Source organism: Pluralibacter sp. (assembly GCF_019237635.1).
Lineage (GTDB): Bacteria > Pseudomonadota > Gammaproteobacteria > Enterobacterales > Enterobacteriaceae > Enterobacter_B.
Map to the genome: position 1 here is coordinate 1 of NZ_JAFAGS010000121.1, position 22183 is coordinate 22183.

Below are 22183 nucleotides of genomic sequence, written 5' to 3' on the forward strand. Positions count from 1 at the left end.
TGGTAATCGCGTGCCTGCCGTACGCATAAGTCGTTAACGTTTAACTTTTTTTAATTAGAATAGATACAGGAGAGCACACATGGCTCGCGTAAAACGTGGTGTAATTGCACGTGCACGTCACAAGAAAATTTTGAAACAAGCTAAAGGCTACTACGGTGCGCGTTCACGCGTTTACCGCGTTGCCTTCCAGGCTGTTATCAAAGCTGGTCAGTACGCTTACCGTGACCGTCGTCAACGTAAGCGTCAGTTCCGTCAACTGTGGATTGCGCGTATCAACGCAGCAGCACGTCAGAACGGTATTTCTTACAGCAAATTCATCAATGGCCTGAAAAAAGCCTCTGTTGAAATCGACCGTAAGATCCTGGCTGACATCGCCGTATTCGACAAAGTAGCGTTCACCGCTCTGGTTGAAAAAGCGAAAGCAGCTCTGGCATAAGCCAGTTGAGAGAGGGGGCTTTGCTCCCTCTTTTGCTTTAACATCATCAATGCATTGACATTTTTACGTGATCGGCTTTCAATAACCGTATCGACAACATTACCCTGAAGGTAACGCAAGCATGAATGCTGCTATTTTCCGCTTCTTTTTTTACTTTAGCACCTGACTCCAGGAGGCTAGCGCGTGAAAGACGAAACGGAAAACAGCGCCAGAAAGCCTCCCTGCGGAGGCTTTTTTTGTATCCGGCGTTTGCCAAAATCGCCACATAACGAGGAAAACCATGTCACATCTCGCAGAGCTGGTTGCCAGCGCAACGGCTGCCATTAACGAGGCTTCAGATGTTGCCGCGCTGGACAACGTCCGCGTGGAATACCTGGGTAAGAAAGGGCATCTGACCCTTCAGATGACCACGCTGCGCGAACTGCCGGCGGAAGAGCGTCCGGCAGCGGGCGCGGTCATTAACGAAGCCAAAGAGCAGGTACAGCAGGCGCTGAACGCCCGTAAAGCGGCGCTGGAAGGCGCGGCGCTGAATGCGCGTCTGGCGGCAGAAACCATTGATGTTTCTCTGCCTGGGCGTCGTATCGAAACTGGCGGCCTTCACCCGGTCACCCGTACTATCGATCGTATTGAAAGTTTCTTCGGTGAGCTCGGCTTTACCGTGGCGACCGGGCCGGAAATCGAAGACGACTACCACAACTTCGATGCGCTGAATATTCCGGGCCATCACCCGGCGCGTGCTGACCACGACACTTTCTGGTTTGATGCGACGCGTCTGCTGCGTACCCAGACCTCTGGCGTGCAGATCCGCACCATGAAAGATCAGCAGCCGCCAATCCGTATCATCGCGCCGGGCCGCGTGTACCGTAACGACTACGACCAGACCCACACGCCGATGTTCCATCAGATGGAAGGCCTGATTGTTGATACCAACATCAGCTTCACCAACCTGAAAGGCACGCTGCACGATTTCCTGCGCAACTTCTTTGAAGAAGATCTGCAGATTCGCTTCCGCCCGTCCTACTTCCCGTTCACCGAACCGTCTGCAGAAGTGGACGTGATGGGCAAAAACGGTAAATGGCTGGAAGTGCTGGGCTGCGGTATGGTGCACCCGAACGTGCTGCGTAACGTGGGCATTGACCCGGAAATTTACTCCGGCTTCGCGTTCGGTATGGGGATGGAGCGTCTGACCATGTTGCGTTACGGCGTCACCGATTTGCGTGCATTCTTTGAAAACGATCTGCGTTTCCTCAAACAGTTTAAATAAGGGCAGGACAACATAATGAAATTCAGTGAACTGTGGTTACGCGAATGGGTTAACCCTGCCATCGACAGCGAAGCGCTGTCCGGGCAAATCACCATGGCAGGCCTTGAGGTAGACGACGTTGAACCGGTCGCCGGGGCGTTTCATGGCGTGGTGGTCGGCGAAGTCGTCGAGTGCGGTCAGCATCCGAATGCGGATAAGCTGCGCGTGACGAAAGTCAATGTCGGCGGCGAGCGTCTGCTGGACATCGTCTGCGGCGCGCCAAACTGCCGTCAGGGCCTGAAAGTGGCCGTGGCGACCGTGGGCGCGGTACTGCCAGGTGATTTCAAAATCAAAGCGGCGAAACTGCGCGGCGAACCGTCTGAAGGCATGCTGTGCTCCTTCTCCGAGCTCGGTATTTCCGACGATCATAGCGGCATCATCGAACTGCCAGCGGATGCGCCGATCGGTACCGATATTCGCGACTATCTGAAGCTTGACGATAACACCATTGAGATAAGCGTCACGCCTAACCGCGCCGACTGTCTGGGCATCATCGGCGTCGCGCGTGACGTCGCGGTGCTGAACCAGCAGCCGCTGACCGAACCGGAAATGGCGCCGGTTGCGGCGACCATCCGCGACACATTGCCGATTCAGGTAGAAGCCGCCGACGCATGTCCGCGCTACCTCGGTCGCGTGGTGAAGGGGATCAACGTGAAAGCGCCAACCCCGCTGTGGATGAGAGAGAAGCTGCGTCGCTGTGGCATTCGTTCAATCGATGCAGTGGTTGACGTGACGAACTACGTCCTGCTGGAGCTGGGTCAGCCGATGCATGCGTTCGACCTTGACCGTATTGACGGCGGCATCGTCGTACGTATGGCGAAAGAAGACGAAACGCTGGTTCTGCTCGACGGCAGCGAAGCGAAGCTGAAAGCCGACACCCTGGTCATCGCCGACCATAAAAAAGCGCTGGCGATGGGCGGTATTTTCGGCGGCGAACATTCAGGCGTTAATGATGAGACGCAAAACGTCCTGCTGGAATGCGCCTTCTTCAGCCCGCTGTCGATTACCGGTCGCGCGCGCCGTCACGGCCTGCATACCGATGCCTCTCACCGCTACGAGCGTGGTGTCGATCCGGCGCTGCAGTACAAAGCGATGGAACGCGCCACCCGTCTGCTGATTGAACTCTGCGGCGGTGAAGCCGGTCCGGTCATCGACGTGACCCACGAGGAAACCCTGCCAAAACGCGCTACCATTACCCTGCGTCGCAGCAAGCTGGATCGCCTGATCGGCCATCACATTGCCGACGACCAGGTCTGCGATATTCTGCGCCGTCTGGGCTGTGATGTTGTTGAAGGTAAAGACGAGTGGCAGGCCGTTGCGCCGAGCTGGCGTTTCGATATTTCAATCGAAGAAGATCTGGTGGAAGAAGTTGCCCGCGTATACGGCTACAACAATATTCCGGATGAGCCTGTTCAGGCGGGTCTTATCATGGGGAATCACCGTGAAGCCGACCTGTCGCTCAAGCGCGTGAAAACGATGCTGAACGACAAAGGCTACCAGGAAGTGATCACGTACAGCTTTGTCGACCCGAAAGTGCAGCAGCTTATCCACCCAGGTGAAGAAGCGCTGATCCTGCCAAGCCCGATTTCCAGCGAAATGTCCGCGATGCGTCTGTCGCTGTGGACCGGTCTGCTGGCGACTGTGGTCTACAACCAGAATCGTCAGCAGAGCCGCGTGCGTATCTTTGAAACCGGCCTGCGCTTCGTTCCTGACACTCAGGCGCCTCTGGGGATCCGTCAGGACCTGATGCTGGGCGGTGTTATTTGCGGTAACCGCGACGAAGAGCACTGGAACCTGGCGAAAGAGACGGTTGATTTCTATGATTTAAAAGGCGATCTCGAATCTGTACTGGATCTGACCGGCAAACTGGCTGATGTTCAGTTTAAAGCCGAAGCCAATCCGGCGCTGCATCCGGGGCAGTCCGCCGCGATTTATCTGAAAGGTGAACGCATTGGTTTTATTGGGGTTGTCCATCCGGAGCTGGAACGTAAGCTGGATCTGAACGGCCGCACGCTGGTCTTTGAAGTGCAGTGGAACGCCCTTGCAGACCGCGTGGTGCCTCAGGCGAAGGAGATTTCCCGCTTCCCGGCGAACCGTCGCGATATCGCGGTCGTCGTGGCTGAAAACGTGCCTGCAGCAGATATTCTGGCAGAGTGTAAGAAAGTTGGCGTAAATCAGATAGTTGGCGTAAACTTATTTGACGTGTACCGTGGTAAGGGCGTAGCGGAGGGTTACAAGAGCCTCGCTATCAGCCTAATCCTTCAGGATACCAGCCGTACACTCGAAGAAGAGGAGATTGCCGCTACCGTCAACACCTGTGTAGCTGCATTGAAAGAGCGATTCCAGGCATCATTGAGGGATTGAACCTATGGCGCTTACAAAAGCTGAAATGTCAGAATATCTGTTTGATAAGCTTGGGCTTAGCAAGCGGGATGCCAAAGAACTGGTAGAGCTGTTTTTCGAAGAGATCCGTCGTGCTCTGGAAAACGGTGAGCAGGTTAAACTGTCCGGTTTCGGTAATTTCGATTTGCGCGATAAAAATCAACGCCCCGGGCGTAATCCGAAAACGGGCGAAGATATTCCCATTACAGCCCGGCGCGTGGTGACCTTCAGACCCGGTCAGAAGTTAAAAAGCCGTGTCGAAAACGCTTCGCCCAAAGCAGAGTAAGTTCTGAACTAATTAAAAAGGCCGCTTCGCGGCCTTTTTTCTTTTCAGCGTATGCCGGGCGCAATAAAATCAGAGACTTCTCTTAACCGCTTCAGGGACGTTATGCACACTCTGGCCCAACGACAACAGCAGCGCCATCGTCGCTGGATCTTCATCCTGCTGCTCCTTCTGGCGCTGGCAACACTGGTGAGCCTCTGCGCCGGGGAGCGCTGGATAGCGCCAGACGCGTGGTTTAGCCCGCAGGGCGAGCTGTTTATCTGGCGTATCCGTTTACCCCGTACACTTGCCGTGCTGCTGGTGGGCGCGGCGCTGGCGGTCTCCGGCGCCATTATGCAGGCGTTGTTTGAGAACCCACTCGCTGAACCAGGCCTGCTTGGCGTTTCAAACGGCGCTGGCGTGGGGCTTATCGCCGCGGTGTTGCTGGGGCACGGCCTGCTGCCGGGGTGGGCGTTAGGGGTCTGCGCTATTGCGGGCGCGCTGCTTATCACCGTCATCCTGCTGCGCTTCGCCCGCCGCCATCTCTCTACCAGCCGCCTGCTGCTCGCAGGGGTCGCGCTGGGGATTATCTGCAGCGCCGCCATGACCTGGGCGGTCTATTTTTCCACCTCATTCGACTTGCGCCAACTGATGTACTGGATGATGGGGGGCTTCGGCGGCGTTGACTGGCAGCAGCTCTGGCTGATGGTCGCACTCGTGCCTGTGCTGGCGTGGGTGTGCTTGCAGTCCTCTGCGCTCAACGTTCTGGCGTTGGGGGAAATATCCGCTCGCCAGCTGGGTCTGCCGCTGTGGCTCTGGCGCCGACTGTTGGTCATGGCAACCGGCTGGCTGGTTGGCGTCAGCGTCGCGCTGGCAGGGGCGATAGGCTTTATCGGGCTGGTGATCCCGCACATCCTCCGACTTTGCGGACTCACCGATCACCGCGTGCTGCTCCCGGCTTGCGCGCTTGCGGGCGGTTGTGCGCTATTGTGTGCGGATATTATTGCCCGGCTGGCGCTGGCCTCCGCCGAGTTGCCGATCGGCGTTGTGACGGCCACGCTGGGCGCCCCCGTTTTTATCTGGCTATTATTAAAGGCCGGGCGCTGAGACCCGGCAGAACACACCTGGAGACGGCTATGCAACACGATATTCTGAATACTGACGTAACGACCATCGATGGCGAGAAAACCTCGCTGGCGGCCTATAAAGGCCAGGTACTGCTGATGGTGAATGTGGCATCCCAGTGCGGGTTGACGCCGCAGTATGCGCAACTGGAGAACTTGCAGGAGGCGTGGGCGGCGCAGGGGTTTACGGTATTAGGCTTCCCCTGCAATCAGTTCCTGGGCCAGGAGCCGGGCAGTGATGATGAGATTAAAACCTTCTGTAGCACCACCTACGGCGTGACGTTCCCGATGTTCAGTAAAATCGACGTGAACGGCGAACACCGCCACCCTCTGTATGGCAAGCTGGTGAGCGCCGCGCCGGTTGCGCTCGCGCCGCAGGGGAGCGGCTTTATGGAGCGGATGGTCAGCAAAGGACGCGGGCCGCAGCAGTCGGGCGACATCCTGTGGAACTTTGAAAAATTTCTGCTAGGCCGTGATGGCGCGGTGATTCAGCGCTTCTCGCCGGATATGACCCCGGACGATCCGCTGGTGGTCGAGGCAATTAAGCAGGCCGTTGCGAAATAATGACGATGCTGCTGCAGCTTGAGGCCGTGGAAGAGGCCGGGCGTCTGGCGCCGTTTACCGCCGGGGCGAGAAAGGGGGAAATCCTGCATCTTGTGGGGCCGAACGGTGCCGGGAAAAGTACCCTGCTAAGCCGCATTGCGGGGCTTAGCGGGGGAAAAGGGCGAGTTATTTTTGACGGCAAAAATCTGGATGACTGGGCCGCGCCTGTGCTGGCGCAGCATCGCGCTTTTTTGTCCCAGCACCAGACGCCGCCTTTTGCTATGCCGGTCTGGCACTACCTTTCGCTGCATCAGTATGACACGTCGCAGCATGCTCTGATGCAGTCTGTCGCGGCGTCGTTTAGCCTTGAAGATAAGCTTGCCCGCTCCGTGAACCAGCTCTCGGGTGGGGAATGGCAGCGGGTACGGCTGGCGGCGGTGGTGTTGCAGATCCACCCGCAGGGCAATCCCCATGGCCAACTGCTGGTGCTGGATGAACCGATGAGCAGCCTCGACGTGGCGCAGCAGGCGGCGCTTGATGGCGTGTTAGGCGAACTGCGCGATGCCGGGATAACTATCGTGATGAGCAGCCACGACCTGAACCACACGCTGCGTTTTGCGCAACGTGTCTGGTTATTGTGCAAGGGAAAACTGATCGCCAGCGGGGAAACGCAGCAGATAATGACCACCGATAATCTGCAGCAAATCTATCGACTACCGTTCAAAAAAATGAATGTGGAGGGCTATCAGGTACTCATATCGACCCGGTAGCACAAATGCTCACTTGCAACTTGATAAATAACAGGGCTAAATTATTGCTATAAAAAAAACACAGAGGATTCGCCGGATATGCGTCTCTTTTTTATTTTGTTGGTGGCATTAATTTTAGCAGGGTGCAGCAGCAGTCACCGTGCGCCTGCGCCTAATGCACGGCTTTCTGATTCCATCACCGTCATCGCGGGTCTTAACGATCAACTGCAAACCTGGCGCGGAACGCCCTATCGCTATGGCGGCGCCAGCCGTCGCGGCGTGGACTGCTCGGCATTTGTCATGATGACGCTACGTGATAAATTTGCTATTCAACTGCCGCGAGAAACGCGCCAGCAGGCGAAAATCGGTACGAAAATTGATCCGGATGATTTACTCCCGGGCGATCTGGTTTTCTTTAAAACCGGTTCAGGGGAAAGTGGTTTGCATGTTGGTATCTATGATACCGATAACCAGTTTATTCACGCGTCGACCAGTCAGGGCGTAACGCGTTCATCGCTGGATAATGTCTACTGGCGGAAAAATTTTTGGCAGGCCCGGCGAATATAACGCAAAATGTGCGAAGGGCGCTGCGCCCTTCGCGGCAGGATATAAATATAAATAATTTTCTGGTGGAATAATTATCGATGCCTAATTTATCGACCACCTGAAATCGTGGATTGTACGATTGCGGGATAATGGATTACAATCTTAAGATAACTTTAACAAGGGAACTCTTGAAATAACCAGGGACTAATGAGATTAATCTTTTTAAAATCAAAGAGGTTGAATTCCTCGGAAGCGACGCGCAGGTTACCGGGTAAGACCCTTAAACTGGGGTGGGCGTAATGATTGTTTCGTTAGATAACATGTATCGCTCAGAGTTACTCTTCCTTCCTGCCAGAAACGGCAACGGTAAACTCGTTGGGCTGGAAATAATAACTAACTTTATGGGCGTAGACGACGGGATTCGTACGCCAACGGGACTTGTGTTACCGCGTCTCAGTGAAGAGGATGAGATTTCATTGTTCCGCGAAAAACTCGCGTTGCTTGAAACCTGTCAGATTTTTTTTATTCAACAACAGTTACTGGCGTGGATTAATATTAGCCCGGTCATTGCGAGCGCGCTTTTAGTGCAAAACGAATTAGCAAGCCTCGCGCAACGATTCCCCTTTCTGGAATTAACCGTTAATGAGAATTTTCCGGCGTTGGATTTCGTCGATGAAAATCACCCGTTAGCACTATTGGCTAAATCTTTCCCGCTGGTGTTGGCGAATTTTGGCGCAGGTGATGCGTCGACCCGGGCCGTATTTTCGGGTTTATTCACCCGGGTTATTCTGGATAAAAACTTTATTCAACGGCAGGCGCACGCCGCGTCTTTTGGTCCTTTTATGCGCGCCATTGTGGCGCAGGCTTCGCCATACTGCTCCGCTATCATGGCCGCCGGGGTGGACGATACGGAAATACTCAAGCGCCTGCAGCCGTGGGGGTTTACCGGGCTATTCGGCGCGCTGTGGACGGCGGTGGATGTGGCGTTGCTGACGAGCCTGGTGCAGAGTAACCCTGCATAACACCCGTATTTAGCCGCGACGGTTCACGCTACACTAGAGACAGGAGGAAACATGACCCTGTCTTTTACCCATCACTGGCGCGATGAGCTGCCGGGTTTTTTCAGCGAGCTGGCGCCTGCGCCGCTGGCGAATGCACGTCTTATCTGGCACAACGCGCCGCTGGCGCAAACGCTGGGGATCCCTGATGCGCTCTTTGCGCCCGAAAACGGTGCTGGCGTCTGGGGCGGTGAAACGCTGCTGCCCGGTATGTTGCCGCTGGCTCAGGTTTACAGCGGCCATCAGTTCGGCGTCTGGGCCGGACAACTCGGCGACGGCAGGGGTATTTTGCTTGGCGAGCAGCAGCTTGCCGATGGCCGCCGATATGACTGGCATCTCAAAGGGGCGGGGCTGACGCCGTATTCGCGAATGGGCGACGGGCGTGCGGTGCTGCGCTCGACGCTGCGCGAGAGCCTGGCCTCCGAGGCGATGCATTATCTCGGTGTGGCGACAACGCGAGCGCTGTCGGTGGTGACCAGCGATACGCCTGTCTACCGTGAAACGGTCGAGCAGGGTGCGATGCTGATGCGTATCGCTGAAAGCCACGTCCGCTTTGGCCATTTTGAACACTTTTATTACCGTCGCCAGCCGGAGAAAGTCCAGCAACTGGCGGACTATGTGATTCGCCACCACTGGCCGCATCTCGTCGACTCAGCGGATAAATATGCGTTATGGTTTCGTGACGTTGTCACAAAAACGGCGGTGATGATCGCCCGTTGGCAGACGCTGGGGTTTGCCCACGGTGTGATGAATACCGACAACATGTCGGTGCTTGGATTAACGCTCGACTACGGCCCGTTTGGTTTTCTTGATGATTTCCAGCCGTCGTTTATCTGCAACCATTCGGACCCTCAGGGGCGTTATAGCTTTGAAAATCAGCCCGCAGTGGCGCTGTGGAATCTACAGCGACTGGCGCAGACGCTGTCGCCGTTTATTGCCGTAGACGCCCTGAATCAGGCGCTGGAGGGGTATGAGCTGGCGCTCCTGGAGGAGTATGGCAACCGGATGCGCCGTAAGCTCGGTCTGTTTACTCAGGAAAAAGGCGATAACGATCTGCTGAACGGCCTCTTCGCGCTGATGGAGCGTGAAGGCAGCGATTATACCCGCACGTTCCGCATGCTGAGCGCAACCGAGCAGCAGAGCGCAGCGTCGCCGCTGCGTGACGAGTTTATCGACCGTGACGCGTTCGATCGCTGGTTTAGCGACTACCGACGCCGCCTGCAGCAGGAGTCCGTCGCCGATGACGACCGCCAGCGCGCGATGAAGCAGGAGAACCCGGCTATCGTTCTGCGCAACTGGCTGGCGCAGCGGGCTATCGAGCAGGCCGAGCACGGTGACTATCAGGAACTGTCGCGCCTGCATGAGGCGCTGCGCACGCCGTTTGATGATCGAAGCGACGACTATGCCAGCCGCCCGCCGGAGTGGGGCAAGCGGCTGGAGGTGAGCTGTTCAAGCTAAGGGGACAGAAAAACCTGCGGCGTCTGGCTTTGCGGGTGCGCGCCGATGCGCACATCGGCGCCATAGTAACGGTGCAGTATGTCGGCCTTCAGCACTTCCGGCGCACGGCCTTCGGCAACCAGCGTCCCCTGGTGGAGTAAAATGAGCCGATCGGCCCACAGAGCGGCAAGATTGAGATCGTGCAGGACGGCGCAAACGTGCAGTTCGCCGTCCGCCGTCAACTGCTTGAGCAACCGCAGCAGGTGCTGCTGGTGATACAGATCCAGCGCTGAGGTCGGCTCGTCGAGAAACAGCCAGCCCCGGGGTTTCCCGTTGTGCCACAGCTGCGCCAGCGCTCTGGCCAGCTGTACGCGCTGCTGCTCGCCGCCGGAAAGGGCATTGAATTTGCGCCCGCGCAGTGCGCTACAGCCGGTCAGCGTCATAATGCGCTCAACCGCGTCGCGGTCGTCTGACGGCGGCCACGGCGCGCGTCCCATGGCGATCACCGCCTCGACGGGCCAGTCGAATCCCAGTTGGCTCTGCTGACGCATTACCGCCCGCTGGCGCGACAGCGTTTGAGGCGCCCAGGCGTCGAGGACAATGTCGTTGAGCGTACACTGACCGCTGTCCGGCGTCAGGTAGCCGGTCAGTAGCCGCAGCAGGGTCGATTTCCCCGCGCCGTTAGGGCCAATGAGCGCCACCAGCTCTCCGGGGAAGAGCGACAGCGTGATATCGCGTAACACCGGGGAGTAGCTCACCCCCGACGCCAGCAGTGGATTACCCATGCAGTGCTCCTTTGCGAAAAATCAGCCATAAAAACCATGGCGCGCCGAGCAGGCTGGTCAGCAATCCCACCGGCATTTCAGCCGGCGCCACCAGCGTGCGGGCGACGGTGTCGGCGACCAGCAGCAGAATGGCGCCCACCAGGACGGACCCCGGGATCGTCGCGCGATGGTCGGCGCCAAGCCACATTCGCAGCAGATGCGGCACCACCAGCCCGATAAAACCAATGACGCCGCTGACTGCGACGGCGGCCGCCACCAGCAATGCGCTGCACAGTAGCAGACGGCGCTGGATCTGGCGCACGTTGACGCCGAGATAGTGTGCCTCCTCATCGCCCAATTGCAGCAAATTCAGCGGTCTTGCCAGCCGCCAGATGAGGGTGACGGCGGGTAACATCAGCGACGCGCAAACCAGCAGCGTCGGCCACTGCGCTTGACTCAGGCTGCCCATTCCCCAGAGCGAAAGCTGACGCAACTGAGCATCGTTACTCAACCAGGAGAGCACGCCGAGCGCTGCGCCGCACAGGGCGTTGATGGCAATGCCGACCAGCAGCAGACGAGAGAGCGAGCTGTCGTGTTGTCGGCTGAGAACAAAGATGATCAGCGTCACGGCGAGGCTGCCGATAAACGCCGCCAGTATCGGCGCGTAGAGCATGACCACCAGCGGCAGTGAGAAGGGCAACACCACCCATAGCCCGACGAACAGCGCGGCGCCGCTGCTGATCCCAAGCAGGCCCGGGTCGGCGAGCGGGTTGCGAAACAGTCCCTGCATCACGCAACCCGCCAGCGCCAACGCACCGCCGACGATGAGCGCCAGCAGCACCCGCGGCAGCCGGATAGTGAGCCAGATCTGGCGCAACATCCCGTCTTCCTGCCACAATGCCTCAAGCGGCAGCTTCATCGCGCCGAAGGTGGTCGCGGCGAGCGTTAACAGTAGCAGTAGCGCCAGTAGCGACCACAGGGAACGCAGGACAGTGGCAGGCATCAGGGCAGTTGCTCCGCTTTTTTCCGCAGTTGCTTCAGGGCGTCCGGTGTGCGGATGCTAAACCCTAACAGCGCCATATCATCAACCAGCAGCACCTGCTGATGGCGTCCGGCCGGAGTTTGCGCCAGCCCAGGCAATTTCCATAGCGCGGTTTCGCCGCCCATACTGGCAACGCCTTCACGGGAAATCACCACCAGGTCGGGCTGGCTGGCGATAACGCCCTCCTGCGACAGCGGTTGGTAGCGGTTAAACCCCTGCATCGCGTTTCGCAGCCCGGCGGCGCGGATAGCGGTATCCGCCGCCGTCTGCTGCCCGGCAGCCATTGCGCTCATCCCGCCGTGGCTGAGAATAAACAACACCCGTTTGTTGAGCGGCGAAACGGGGAGCGATGTCATCTGCTGCCCGACCTGCTGGCGTAGCGCATCACCTTCTTTTTCTTTGCCTAACGCGGTGGCGATAACGCGGATTTTTTCGTCGATGACGGCGATATCATTTCTGCCGGGAACGGTCACGACCGTGACGCCATTTTGCGCGACCTGCTTAAGCGCCAGTGATGGCTGCGCCTGGATGCTTGCCAGCACCAGCGTCGGGCGAGTAGCGAGGATACCCTCCGCATTCAACTGGCGCAGGTAGCCGACGTCCGGTAACGCTTGCGCCTGTGTGGGCCACAGGCTGGTGCTGTCGCGGGCGACGAGCGTAGATTGCGCATCCAGCGCATAGATGACCTCAGTCACATCGCCGCCCAGCGAGACGACCTTTTGCTGTGCGGCGCAGCCCAGCAGCGGCAGGGCGGCAATCAGTGCGGCGGCGCCTCTCATGCCGCCCGTCCTTTACCGGTCAGCGCGTCAATCTGCGTCCGCCACTGTGTTTGCTCCGGCTCGCCTTCGCTACGCTGACCATACAGCTGGGCAATCTGCGTGCCGTCTGCGGCAAACAGCTCCAGGCTGGTCACGTGGCCATCGGCGGTGGGCTTACGTGTTACCCAACTTTCGGCAATGGTGTCTTCGCGCAGATGCAGGGTAAAGGACGGATTGAAGATATTCAGCCAGCCTTTCATAGGCGCCACCTTTTCCACCACGCCGGTGAAAATTTGCACGCAGCCGCGGTTGCCGACGAAGATCATAATTTCGTTGCCGTCCTGGCGGGCGGCGCCCAGCAGTTGCGCCAGCGCGCGATTGTCGACCTGACAGGCCAAATCGTCGCCCACCAGACGGAATACCTGCTGGCGGCTCAGGTTATGGCGCTTGAGCAGGATAAAGAACTGGTGCACGTCGGTCATTTCACGCCATTGGCTGTCAACCTCAGCGCCGTCAACGGGCGTAGCCTCCCTTGTTGCCTGGGCAGGGCGCAGCGCCAGCGGTGGATTATCAGCGTGAATGAATCGCGTCAGTACATCGCCCCAGGCGGCCATATCGGTGCTGTCGGTAGGGTAAACCTTCAGCAGCGCATCGCCCTGATAGTCGAAAAACTGAATGCTCTGTTGCTCGCCGCGGGCGCGGGTTTCGCTGATGTGAAACGCACTGTCCCAGTGGTTGAGGAACAGGCGCAAATCGAGCGCGCGCGGGTTAAGCACCAGCCCTGCATGGCCGCTCAGGTGCTGGTGGGTAAAGCGGCCGACCTGTTCATGCACCGCATATTCATTGCGGCAGATGCATTTGACGTCGCCCACCGCCTCCAGGGCGGCCAGTATATCGCGGATGTCGCCCTGCATACGCCAGGCGTCGTGGCCTGTGCGGGACCAGGTTAATTCGGCTTCGCTGATATGCATCATGGCAGCGATGTCGCGGGTGTAAAGGCCGGGGTGCTGGTCTTTAAGCGCCAGCCAGCGGGTGTAGATGGTCATTGTCATGTCCTTTCAGAAATGGCCCCGGCAACGCGGGACCGGGTGATTACCACTGATAACTCACGAAAATTTTACCGTTGCGGCCATCCTGTGGGATGCCCTGCGGCGACCAGTACTCTTTGTCAAAAGCGTTGCCGAGCACCAGCGAGGTCGTCAACCCGCTGAGAGATTGCTGGCCTCTGTAGCTGATATAGAAATCATTCACCCCATAACCAGCCTGCGGCGTGGCGCTGATGCTTTTGGTATTGTCGGCAAAGGTGCCGACCCAGCCTACGGAGAAACCGCTGTGCGCAACCGGAATATCCAGACGCGAGGTGACGGTATCCGGGTTTATGCTGGTCAGCCAGTCGCCGGTATTGGTGTCTTTACCGCGGGTGCGGTTGTAAGCGACGTCGAGGCTGAAAATCTCCGCGCTGTATTTTGCTATCACGTCCCAGCCCCAGATTTTTGCGTCAGGTACGTTGATGGAGGTGGTCGTTCTGGCGGCAAAATCAACCGAGGTGGTGATGTAGTCTTTGGCGTTGGTGTCGAAGTAGCTGGCTTTGAACTCCAGCGCATCATTGGACAGCATCAGGTCGTCAAAACGAAGCCCGAACCCGTACTCCTGGGTTTCGTTGGTTTCCGGGCGCAGGTTCGGGTTAGGTACCCAATAGTTGGTGTAGAAGCGTCCAATCGAGAAGTGTCTGGCGTCGTTATACATTTCCCCCATGGTCGGGGCACGGAACGCCTGCGCGTAAGAACCAAACAGCATTAGCCAGTCGGTCGGGCTGATGGTCATCCCGGCGCGCGAGGACCAGCGATCGGCATCGACGTCTTGATACCCGTCGCTGCTGCCGTGATAGTTATCATAGCGGGTCCCGCCAAGCAGGGTCACCGGCAGGTCGCGCAGCGTTATCGCATCCTGCAGCCAGCCTGAACTGAAGTTGATGCGCGCGTCCGGGAAGCCAGTGGTTACCCCGTCCGGGCTTTGCTCCTGGCGGTAATATTCACCGCCCCAGGTCAGCAGGTGTGCTGCCATGCTGTCGGTGAACAGACGGGTACGGTTTTCCAGCTTACCGCCTTTGGTGGTTTGCTTGCGAAACTCACCGGTGCTATCGGGGTTCTGGGCGTTAATTCGTACTTCGGACCAGTAGACGTTGGCGCGAGCGTTTAGCCAGTCGCTGTCCTGCGGCGCAATCCTGTACGTCAGTTGCGCGTCGCGCTGGATGGTAGAACGGTCAACCATCGGGTTACTGCTGTCTGACGCGGCTGGCGTTTGCGGGTTTTTCGGCTCCTGGGCGGCGTTGTTGTAATAGCGCAAAGAACCGCTCAGGGTCTGCGCCGGGTCAAACCGCCAGCTTCCTTTGGCAAGGAAGTTACTGATGCTTTCATCGTTTGGCGCTGTCATGCCGTCGCTCTGGCGTAGATCGCCGCGATCGCGGCTGGCCCAACTGACCAGTCCATCCAGAGTGTCTGTGCGGCCAAAGGTGCTGGCGCCCATGCCGAGACTATGATCGCCGGTTCCGCCAGTGCCGAAAACACGGTAGCCGCTGTTCTGGTCGCGGGTAAGCAGGTCGCTGGCGTCGACGGTCTCATAGGAAATTACCCCGCCCAGCGCGCCGCTGCCATAGAGCAGGGCGGACGGGCCGCGTACCACCTCAATACGTTTAATCAGCGCCGGATCGAGAAAAGTACTGTTGAGGTGGCCGGTATCGGTACCCTGGCGAATACCGTCGACCAGCGTCAGTACGCCACGACGATCGTAACCGCGCAGGTTGACGTCCTGTCCGTTGGCGCGGCCGGTGCCGGTAACGATGAGCCCCGGTACCTGACGCAGCATGTCGGCTGCGGAGCTGGCGGTCTGGCCTTCCGGGGTATCGGCATCGATCACGGTCACCATCATCGGGGCTTCAAACGCGCTGCGTTCGTTGCCTGTCGCGGTGACGGTCATTTGCTCAGCGGCGGCGGCGGGTGTCGATATTGCGCCGAAGATAGCCAGCGCCAGAAGTGACGGGCGCAGCGACGCAGAATGCGGGTGTAGCATGCAACTCTCCATAGACAGTGAAAAGTGCTGGCGGCCTCGGCATAACCTGGGTGGCTGGCGATCGTGGTGTGTGTTTTTAGCTTACTTCGTCAGGATCAGTTTTCCGGCGTTTGTCTGGCGCAGCAGGTAGAACTGGCCGTCGTGCTCAATCAGTACACGGCCTTGCGGCCCCAGCAGCGCTCTGCTGCTGACGCAGCGTTCGTGGGGCGGCGCGCTGGACGCGTCGGTGTTTTTATCGGTAAGCGTGTTGTTATCCAGACGTATCATAATGTTTTAAAATAGCAATCAATGTAACAATGATAATCATTATCAATAAAACAAAAGACACGGCAAGTCATTTTCCAAAAAAACTGCGTCTGGATCAAAAATGTGCGGAAAGGGGAACCGGGCAACCGTGGGTTGCCCGGAAAAGCGGGATCAGAAGCGGGTATCGACGGCGGCGGCAAGTCTGTCCAGCAGCGCTTCGCTGTCTTCCCAGCTCAGGCAGGGGTCGGTGATGGACTGGCCATACAGTAGCGACTGCCCGGGAACGATTTTCTGCGTGCCTTCGCGCAGGAAGCTTTCAGCCATGATCCCGGCAATCGCCGTGGATCCATTGCGGATCTGCTGACAAATATCGTCGCAAACCTCAAGCTGGCGGCGATGTTGCTTCTGGCAGTTGCCGTGGCTGAAGTCGACCACCAACTGTTCCGGCAGGTCGAACTCATGCAGCGTGTCGCAGGCGGTGGCAATATCCGCTGCGTGGTAGTTCGGCTTTTTTCCCCCACGCATGATGATGTGCCCGTACGGGTTGCCGCTGGTCTGATAAATGGTCATCTGGCCATTTTTGTCCGGCGACAGGAACATATGGCTGGCGCGGGAGGCGCGAATGGCATCTACCGCGATGCGGGTATTGCCGTCGGTGCCGTTCTTAAAGCCAACCGGACAGGAGAGCGCGGAAGCCATTTCGCGGTGGATCTGGCTTTCAGTGGTGCGCGCGCCAATGGCGCCCCAACTGATCAAATCAGCGATAAACTGACCGGTCACCATATCGAGAAACTCGGTGGCGGTCGGTACGCCCAGCTCGTTAACCTGTAGCAGCAGCTTGCGCGCCACCTCAATACCGTGATTAACGCGATAGCTGCCGTTAAGGTCCGGGTCGGAAATGAGTCCTTTCCAGCCCACGACGGTACGCGGTTTTTCAAAATAGGTGCGCATGACGATTTCCAGCCGGGATTGGTATTTCTCCCGCATAGCCTGCAGGCGATGGGCGTAATCCATCGCCGCATCCAGGTCGTGGATGGAGCAGGGGCCGATAATCACCAGCAGGCGCCGGTCTTCGCCGTTAAGGATTTTTTCAATACGGCGGCGGGATGCCGTGACGTGGGCCGCCACGTCAGGGGTCACCGGGTAACGCAGGGCCAGCTCCGCCGGTGTGACCAGGTTGTCGATCCGCGCGGTGCGCAGTTCATCAGTTTTGTTCATCAGGACTCTCAGAATAGGGTTGCTTCCGCAGTACAAAACCGGGAAGTGATGCGCATCACGATAAACCAATCCCTGGTGAATTCAAGGGCAGAACGTGATGTGCGGTAGATCACGTTCGCGATCATACCTAATTTCGCATCAATGTACTAGCCTGTTAGTACATGCGGCGACTGAGTCCCATAATGTCGAGGATTTTGGTGGCTATCTCCTCTACCGAATAGTTGGTGCTGTTAAGCCATGGGATCTGGTTTTTACGATACAACGCCTCCACCTCGGTGACTTCCATCCGGCACTGGCGCATTGACGCGTAGCGGCTGTTTTCCCGACGCTCTTCGCGAATAGCGGCCAGCCGCTCCGGGTTTATCGTCAGGCCAAACAGCTTATGTTGTAGCGGTTTCAGGGCGGCAGGGAGCACGAGGTTATCCATATCATCGGCGATAAACGGATAGTTTGCCGCGCGGATGCCAAACTGCATCGCCAGGTAGAGGCTGGTCGGTGTTTTTCCACAACGCGACACGCCCAGCAGAATGACCTGCGCCTGATCGAGATTGCGCAGCGAAATGCCGTCGTCGTGGGCGAGGGTGTAATCAATGGCCGCGATGCGCGCATCGTATTTGGTAAGGTTGCCCGGCGTCAGGCCGTGGGTGCGATGAGCAATGGGGGTTGGGTCCAGCTTGAGCTCCTGCTGGAGCGGCGCGACCAGCGCCTGCACGATATCCTGACAAAACCCTTCGCTTTGCAGAATGATGGTGCGGATCTCCGGCAGCACGATGGAGTAGAACACCAGCGGGCGGATCCCGGTTTGCTGGAAAATGCCGTCAATCTGGTCTTTTACCGCCCGCGCCCGGCTCTCGGACTCGACAAACGGCAGCGTTACGCTGTTGATAGACACCGGAAACTGCGACATCACCGCATGACCCAGCACTTCGGCGGTAATCGCCGTCCCATCGGAAATATAAAAAACATGGCGATCAACAACATTTTCCATTTTGACCATCCGGTATAATTGGCTTAATTATCTGAAAGCATATATTAAATTTAAACATATCCTCTAATCCTTTGTCTTGGTTTTTTAAATTGAAACGCTATTTTTATTTTTAATGAAAAGGTCGGTTCATTTTTCAAAATGTTGTCTATAAACCACTCTGTCAAGTGGGAATGCTGATGAATCATGGGGTTAAAGCCTGGAGGGGATCAGTCCGAAAAAAGTAAAAAATAATTTGCTTGAACGATTCACCGTTTTTTTCAGCGAGTCAATTATGCGAGGATAAATAACGCAGCCAGAATCTGTCTGGTCCCTGTTCTTAATTGATAAAAGGATTGTTTCGATGTCCAACAATGGCTCGTCTCCGCTGGTGCTTTGGTACAACCAACTCGGCATGAATGATGTAGACAGAGTTGGGGGCAAAAATGCCTCCCTGGGTGAAATGATTACTAACCTGTCGGGTGTGGGTGTTTCTGTGCCTAACGGGTTTGCCACAACGGCTGATGCCTTCAATCAGTTTCTGGACCAAAGTGGGGTAAACCAGCGTATTTATCAATTGCTGGATGAAACCGACATTGATGACGTTTCCGCACTGGCAAAAGCCGGGGCGCAGATTCGTCAGTGGATTATCGACACGCCTTTCCAGCCGGAACTGGAAAACGCCATTCATCAGGCGTATGACCAGCTGTCCGCAGACGACAAAGACGCCTCTTTTGCCGTGCGTTCCTCGGCCACCGCAGAAGATATGCCGGACGCCTCTTTTGCCGGTCAGCAGGAAACCTTCCTCAACGTGCAGGGGTATGATGCCGTGCTGGTGGCAGTGAAGCACGTGTTCGCGTCGCTGTTTAACGACCGCGCGATTTCCTACCGCGTTCACCAGGGCTACGACCACCGCGGCGTGGCGCTGTCGGCGGGCGTTCAGCGTATGGTGCGCTCAGACCTCGCTTCCTCCGGCGTGATGTTCTCTATCGATACCGAATCCGGATTTGACCAGGTGGTGTTTATCACCGCCGCGTGGGGCCTGGGTGAAATGGTCGTGCAAGGGGCCGTTAACCCGGACGAGTTCTATGTGCACAAGCCGACGCTTGCCGCAGGTCGCCCGGCGATCGTCCGTCGTACCATGGGATCGAAGAAAATCCGCATGGTTTACGCGCCGACTCAGGAGCACGGCAAGCAGGTCAAAATTGAAGATGTGCCGCAGGAAAAGCGCGATATTTTCTCGCTGACCAACGACGAAATCCAGGAGCTGGCGAAGCAGGCGGTGCTGATTGAACAGCATTATGGCCGCCCGATGGACATCGAGTGGGCGAAAGACGGTCACACCGGCAAGCTGTTTATCGTACAGGCTCGCCCGGAAACCGTCCGCTCTCGCGGCCAGGTGATGGAGCGTTACACCCTGCATGCTCAGGGGAAAATCATCGCGGAAGGCCGTGCCATCGGTCACCGCATTGGCGCAGGCCCGGTGAAGGTCATTCACAATATCAGCGAGATGAACCGCATTGAGCCGGGTGATGTTCTCGTGACCGACATGACCGACCCGGACTGGGAACCGATCATGAAAAAGGCCGCCGCGATCGTCACCAACCGTGGCGGACGTACCTGCCATGCGGCGATCATCGCCCGTGAGCTGGGGATCCCCGCGGTAGTGGGTTGCGGTGATGCTACCGAGCGCATGAAAGACGGCGAGAAAGTGACTGTCTCCTGCGCCGAAGGCGATACCGGCTATGTTTATGCCGATATGCTCGACTTCAGCATTAAGAGCTCCAGCGTGGAAACCATGCCGGATCTGCCGCTGAAGATAATGATGAACGTCGGTAACCCGGATCGCGCATTTGATTTCGCCTGCCTGCCGAACGAAGGCGTCGGCCTGGCGCGTCTGGAATTTATCATCAACCGAATGATTGGCGTGCACCCGCGTGCGCTGCTGGAGTTTGACGACCAGGACGCCGCGCTGCAAAACGAAATCCGCGAGATGATGAAGGGCTATGACTCGCCGAAAGAGTTTTACGTCGGCCGTCTGACCGAAGGGATTGCGACGCTGGGCGCGGCGTTTTATCCGAAACGCGTTATCGTGCGTCTGTCCGACTTTAAATCCAACGAGTACGCCAACCTGGTGGGCGGCGAGCGCTACGAGCCGGACGAAGAAAACCCGATGCTCGGCTTCCGTGGAGCGGGACGTTACGTGTCGGACAGCTTCCGCGACTGCTTCGCGCTGGAGTGTGAAGCGGTGAAACGGGTGCGTAACGAGATGGGGCTGACCAACGTAGAAGTCATGATCCCGTTCGTACGTACCGTTGACCAGGCGAAAGCGGTTATCGACGAGCTGGCGCGTCAGGGGCTTAAGCGCGGTGAAAACGGTCTTAAGGTCATCATGATGTGCGAAATCCCATCGAACGCGCTGCTTGCTGAGCAGTTCCTCGAACACTTCGACGGCTTCTCTATCGGCTCTAACGACATGACCCAGCTGACGCTGGGTCTGGACCGCGACTCCGGCGTAGTGTCGGCGCTGTTTGATGAGCGTAACGACGCGGTGAAAGCGCTGCTGTCGATGTCGATTCGCGCGGCGAAAAAGCAGGGCAAATACGTCGGGATTTGCGGCCAGGGCCCGTCTGACCACGAAGACTTCGCCGCATGGCTGATGGAAGAAGGGATCGACAGCCTGTCCCTGAATCCGGACACCGTGGTGCAGACCTGGTTGAGCCTGGCGGAACTGAAAAAGTAACCCCCGCATAAGGAAAAATCCCCGACCTGTTCGGGGATTTTTTTTGCCTTCAAAGACGGTATCCGTTTTTTTTCATCATCGTTAAGACAAAAAAAAGCCCATCGTGGGAGATGGGCAAAGACTACACACAGCAATTCGTTGTTTCACTCAGGGGATGTCCATGTATATAAATCAAGACGTTGATTTATAACCGTCCTCTAATACTATGCAGAGAGGTTTTTTGCGTCGATCGGATTGCTCTTAATCATTAAAAAGAATCAAGAAATTTGCGAGATACACACGGCGTGATGCTGTGTGGCCCGGAAAATTCCGGGCCACAGTCAGGTTATTTCGACGGAGGGTTATGGTCTGATTCGAGGGTTTCCAGCTCTTCCAGGACTTCGTCGGGGTTGTCCGACGGCGGAGGCACTTCGCGCATCCAGGTATCAAACAAACGCCAGGTGACCGCCAGCAGTACCGGGCCGATAAACAGGCCAATCATGCCAAAGGCGATAAGCCCGCCGATAACGCCGGAGATTATCAGGATCATCGGCAGGTCGGCGCCCATTCGGATGAGCATAGGACGGATAAAGTTATCCATTGTGCCCACGACACAGCTCCACACCAGCAGTACGGTGCCCCAGGTGGTATCCCCGGTCCAGTACAGCCAGATAATGGACGGTACCAGAACGATGAGCGGGCCTAATTGCACCAGACAGGAGAAGATCATCACCACGGTCAGAAGCGTAGCGTAGGGGACACCGGAGATAGCAAGACCGATACCGCCCAGCACCGCCTGCACCAGCGCAGTCACGACCACGCCCAATGCAACGGCGCGAATCGCCTGTCCGGCGAGCAATACCGCTGCGTCGCCGCGTTTGGCGGCCAGTCGCGTTGCGAAGTAACGTACGCCCCAGGCCACCTTTTCCCCCTGCCAGTACAGCAGGGCGCTGAACAGCAGCATCAGGCCGCAGTGCAGCATAAAGCGGCCGATATGCGCGGCCTGGCCGACAAACCAGCTGGTGGTGGTGCCGATATAGGGTTTCACCTTCATCATGATGGCTGCGCCACCCATATCCAGCAGGCCGTGCCAGGCGCCGTAGAGTTTAGCGCCAATCAGCGGAACGCTGTTCAGCCACTGCAGGTCCGGGGGAGTGAGTTCGCCGGAGGTGATGGCATGCACCAGCGGCACGCTGCCGTCAACGAGGCTATTAATGAGCAGCGCAATCGGAATCACGAACAGCAAAAACAGCAGCAGGGTCATGACCAGCACGGCCAGCGCGCGTTTACCGAACAGCAGCCGCTGCAGGCGGATTAACACCGGCCAGGTGGCGATAACAATGGTGCTCGCCCAGGCAAATCCCAAAATGAAAGGTTGAACTATCCACAAGCAGGCCACGATGATGAGGCCTAAAAAGAGCACCGACAGCAGTATTTGCGGTATATCGCGGGGCCGATGAAAAGTGGTCATACGTTTTTTACCTTTGTTAAAACATCAGATTACCGATATGGATCATACATCCATCTCTAATAAGAATATCAATAAGTTCACCTCCTAAA

General features: G+C 57.3%; 21 protein-coding genes, 1 other RNA gene and 1 other annotated feature. Of the genes, 12 read left to right on the top strand and 10 right to left on the bottom strand.

Annotated features, from left to right (window positions below):
* Nucleotides 1-79 precede the first annotated feature (79 nt).
* The 11 genes from rplT to selO all read left to right on the top strand — a co-directional run bounded on the left by rplT (nt 80) and on the right by selO (nt 9861).
* Nucleotides 80-436: a 50S ribosomal protein L20 gene (rplT, locus tag JO226_RS13950; RefSeq protein WP_000124850.1), complete on the top strand. Its 357-nt coding sequence runs from the start codon at nt 80-82 to the stop codon at nt 434-436.
* Nucleotides 437-552: 116 nt separating this feature from the next.
* Nucleotides 553-676, top strand: a sequence feature (Phe leader region).
* Nucleotides 558-602: a pheST operon leader peptide PheM gene (gene pheM, locus JO226_RS13955; protein ID WP_001386830.1), complete on the top strand. Its 45-nt coding sequence runs from the start codon at nt 558-560 to the stop codon at nt 600-602. Its footprint overlaps the feature before it by 45 nt.
* A gap of 40 nt (nt 677-716) precedes the next feature.
* A complete protein-coding gene (pheS, locus tag JO226_RS13960) occupies nt 717-1700 on the top strand; it encodes a phenylalanine--tRNA ligase subunit alpha (protein ID WP_293600043.1) in 984 nt (327 codons plus the stop codon).
* Nucleotides 1701-1715: 15 nt separating this feature from the next.
* On the top strand, nt 1716-4103 hold the full coding sequence (gene pheT, locus JO226_RS13965; RefSeq protein WP_293600044.1) for a phenylalanine--tRNA ligase subunit beta: 2388 nt from the start codon (nt 1716-1718) through the stop codon (nt 4101-4103).
* Nucleotides 4104-4107: 4 nt separating this feature from the next.
* Nucleotides 4108-4407, top strand: coding sequence for an integration host factor subunit alpha (gene ihfA, locus JO226_RS13970; protein WP_006820203.1), 300 nt, complete (start codon nt 4108-4110; stop codon nt 4405-4407).
* 102 nt (nt 4408-4509) lie between these two features.
* The gene (btuC, locus tag JO226_RS13975; protein ID WP_293600045.1) at nt 4510-5490 is read left to right on the top strand and encodes a vitamin B12 ABC transporter permease BtuC; all 981 of its coding nucleotides are present in this window, start codon (nt 4510-4512) and stop codon (nt 5488-5490) included.
* Nucleotides 5491-5519: 29 nt separating this feature from the next.
* Complete coding sequence (locus JO226_RS13980) at nt 5520-6071, top strand: glutathione peroxidase (protein ID WP_293600046.1); 552 nt, start codon at nt 5520-5522, stop codon at nt 6069-6071.
* Nucleotides 6071-6820: a vitamin B12 ABC transporter ATP-binding protein BtuD gene (gene btuD / locus JO226_RS13985; RefSeq protein ID WP_293600047.1), complete on the top strand. Its 750-nt coding sequence runs from the start codon at nt 6071-6073 to the stop codon at nt 6818-6820. The genes JO226_RS13980 and btuD overlap by 1 nt, the downstream gene beginning before the upstream one ends.
* A 78-nt stretch (nt 6821-6898) precedes the next feature.
* Nucleotides 6899-7366, top strand: a complete 468-nt coding sequence (locus JO226_RS13990) for an NlpC/P60 family protein (protein WP_293600048.1) — start codon at nt 6899-6901, stop codon at nt 7364-7366.
* A gap of 278 nt (nt 7367-7644) precedes the next feature.
* Entirely contained in the window at nt 7645-8367 is a 723-nt protein-coding gene (locus tag JO226_RS13995; protein WP_293600049.1) for an EAL domain-containing protein, read from the top strand.
* 51 nt (nt 8368-8418) lie between these two features.
* The gene (gene selO, locus JO226_RS14000; RefSeq protein ID WP_293600050.1) at nt 8419-9861 is read left to right on the top strand and encodes a protein adenylyltransferase SelO; all 1443 of its coding nucleotides are present in this window, start codon (nt 8419-8421) and stop codon (nt 9859-9861) included.
* Here selO and JO226_RS14005 read toward each other — a convergent pair.
* The 8 genes from JO226_RS14005 to JO226_RS14040 all read right to left on the bottom strand — a co-directional run bounded on the left by JO226_RS14005 (nt 9858) and on the right by JO226_RS14040 (nt 17925).
* On the bottom strand, nt 9858-10625 hold the full coding sequence (locus JO226_RS14005; RefSeq protein ID WP_293600051.1) for a heme ABC transporter ATP-binding protein: 768 nt from the start codon (nt 10623-10625) through the stop codon (nt 9858-9860). The two genes, selO and JO226_RS14005, sit on opposite strands and share 4 nt — an antisense overlap.
* Entirely contained in the window at nt 10618-11607 is a 990-nt protein-coding gene (locus tag JO226_RS14010; protein WP_293600052.1) for an iron ABC transporter permease, read from the bottom strand. The genes JO226_RS14005 and JO226_RS14010 overlap by 8 nt, the downstream gene beginning before the upstream one ends.
* On the bottom strand, nt 11607-12425 hold the full coding sequence (locus JO226_RS14015; protein ID WP_293600053.1) for a hemin ABC transporter substrate-binding protein: 819 nt from the start codon (nt 12423-12425) through the stop codon (nt 11607-11609). Before JO226_RS14015 ends, JO226_RS14010 begins: the two co-directional genes overlap by 1 nt.
* Nucleotides 12422-13450, bottom strand: coding sequence for a ChuX/HutX family heme-like substrate-binding protein (locus JO226_RS14020; protein ID WP_293600054.1), 1029 nt, complete (start codon nt 13448-13450; stop codon nt 12422-12424). Before JO226_RS14020 ends, JO226_RS14015 begins: the two co-directional genes overlap by 4 nt.
* 46 nt (nt 13451-13496) lie before the next feature.
* Nucleotides 13497-15473 (bottom strand): TonB-dependent hemoglobin/transferrin/lactoferrin family receptor, encoded by a 1977-nt coding sequence (locus JO226_RS14025; RefSeq protein WP_293600055.1) that lies wholly within the window; start codon nt 15471-15473, stop codon nt 13497-13499.
* Nucleotides 15474-15554: 81 nt separating this feature from the next.
* Nucleotides 15555-15740 carry a hemin uptake protein HemP gene (gene hemP / locus JO226_RS14030; RefSeq protein WP_293600056.1) on the bottom strand — a complete coding sequence of 62 codons (186 nt, stop codon included), beginning with the start codon at nt 15738-15740 and terminating at the stop codon, nt 15555-15557.
* A 150-nt stretch (nt 15741-15890) separates the two neighbouring features.
* On the bottom strand, nt 15891-16937 hold the full coding sequence (gene aroH / locus JO226_RS14035) for a 3-deoxy-7-phosphoheptulonate synthase AroH (protein ID WP_293600057.1): 1047 nt from the start codon (nt 16935-16937) through the stop codon (nt 15891-15893).
* Nucleotides 16938-17091: 154 nt separating this feature from the next.
* Nucleotides 17092-17925 (bottom strand): pyruvate, water dikinase regulatory protein, encoded by an 834-nt coding sequence (locus JO226_RS14040; protein ID WP_293600058.1) that lies wholly within the window; start codon nt 17923-17925, stop codon nt 17092-17094.
* 340 nt (nt 17926-18265) lie between these two features.
* Between JO226_RS14040 and ppsA the strand changes: the two genes are divergently transcribed.
* A complete protein-coding gene (ppsA, locus tag JO226_RS14045) occupies nt 18266-20644 on the top strand; it encodes a phosphoenolpyruvate synthase (RefSeq protein ID WP_293600059.1) in 2379 nt (792 codons plus the stop codon).
* Nucleotides 20645-20730: 86 nt separating this feature from the next.
* Here ppsA and rprA read toward each other — a convergent pair.
* Nucleotides 20731-20838: antisense sRNA RprA (gene rprA / locus JO226_RS14050), an RNA gene on the bottom strand.
* 131 nt (nt 20839-20969) lie between these two features.
* On the bottom strand, nt 20970-22094 hold the full coding sequence (gene ydiK / locus JO226_RS14055) for an AI-2E family transporter YdiK (protein WP_293600060.1): 1125 nt from the start codon (nt 22092-22094) through the stop codon (nt 20970-20972).
* Nucleotides 22095-22183: the final 89 nt, after the last annotated feature.

Coding starts and splice junctions, on each gene's coding strand:
- rplT (WP_000124850.1), top strand. CDS start 80: ATGGCTCGCGTAAAACGTGGTGTAATTGCACGTGCACGTCACAAGAAA.
- pheS (WP_293600043.1), top strand. CDS start 717: ATGTCACATCTCGCAGAGCTGGTTGCCAGCGCAACGGCTGCCATTAAC.
- pheT (WP_293600044.1), top strand. CDS start 1,716: ATGAAATTCAGTGAACTGTGGTTACGCGAATGGGTTAACCCTGCCATC.
- ihfA (WP_006820203.1), top strand. CDS start 4,108: ATGGCGCTTACAAAAGCTGAAATGTCAGAATATCTGTTTGATAAGCTT.
- btuC (WP_293600045.1), top strand. CDS start 4,510: ATGCACACTCTGGCCCAACGACAACAGCAGCGCCATCGTCGCTGGATC.
- JO226_RS13980 (WP_293600046.1), top strand. CDS start 5,520: ATGCAACACGATATTCTGAATACTGACGTAACGACCATCGATGGCGAG.
- btuD (WP_293600047.1), top strand. CDS start 6,071: ATGACGATGCTGCTGCAGCTTGAGGCCGTGGAAGAGGCCGGGCGTCTG.
- JO226_RS13990 (WP_293600048.1), top strand. CDS start 6,899: ATGCGTCTCTTTTTTATTTTGTTGGTGGCATTAATTTTAGCAGGGTGC.
- JO226_RS13995 (WP_293600049.1), top strand. CDS start 7,645: ATGATTGTTTCGTTAGATAACATGTATCGCTCAGAGTTACTCTTCCTT.
- selO (WP_293600050.1), top strand. CDS start 8,419: ATGACCCTGTCTTTTACCCATCACTGGCGCGATGAGCTGCCGGGTTTT.
- JO226_RS14005 (WP_293600051.1), bottom strand. CDS start 10,625: ATGGGTAATCCACTGCTGGCGTCGGGGGTGAGCTACTCCCCGGTGTTA.
- JO226_RS14010 (WP_293600052.1), bottom strand. CDS start 11,607: ATGCCTGCCACTGTCCTGCGTTCCCTGTGGTCGCTACTGGCGCTACTG.
- JO226_RS14015 (WP_293600053.1), bottom strand. CDS start 12,425: ATGAGAGGCGCCGCCGCACTGATTGCCGCCCTGCCGCTGCTGGGCTGC.
- JO226_RS14020 (WP_293600054.1), bottom strand. CDS start 13,450: ATGACCATCTACACCCGCTGGCTGGCGCTTAAAGACCAGCACCCCGGC.
- JO226_RS14025 (WP_293600055.1), bottom strand. CDS start 15,473: ATGCTACACCCGCATTCTGCGTCGCTGCGCCCGTCACTTCTGGCGCTG.
- hemP (WP_293600056.1), bottom strand. CDS start 15,740: ATGATACGTCTGGATAACAACACGCTTACCGATAAAAACACCGACGCG.
- aroH (WP_293600057.1), bottom strand. CDS start 16,937: ATGAACAAAACTGATGAACTGCGCACCGCGCGGATCGACAACCTGGTC.
- JO226_RS14040 (WP_293600058.1), bottom strand. CDS start 17,925: ATGGAAAATGTTGTTGATCGCCATGTTTTTTATATTTCCGATGGGACG.
- ppsA (WP_293600059.1), top strand. CDS start 18,266: ATGTCCAACAATGGCTCGTCTCCGCTGGTGCTTTGGTACAACCAACTC.
- ydiK (WP_293600060.1), bottom strand. CDS start 22,094: ATGACCACTTTTCATCGGCCCCGCGATATACCGCAAATACTGCTGTCG.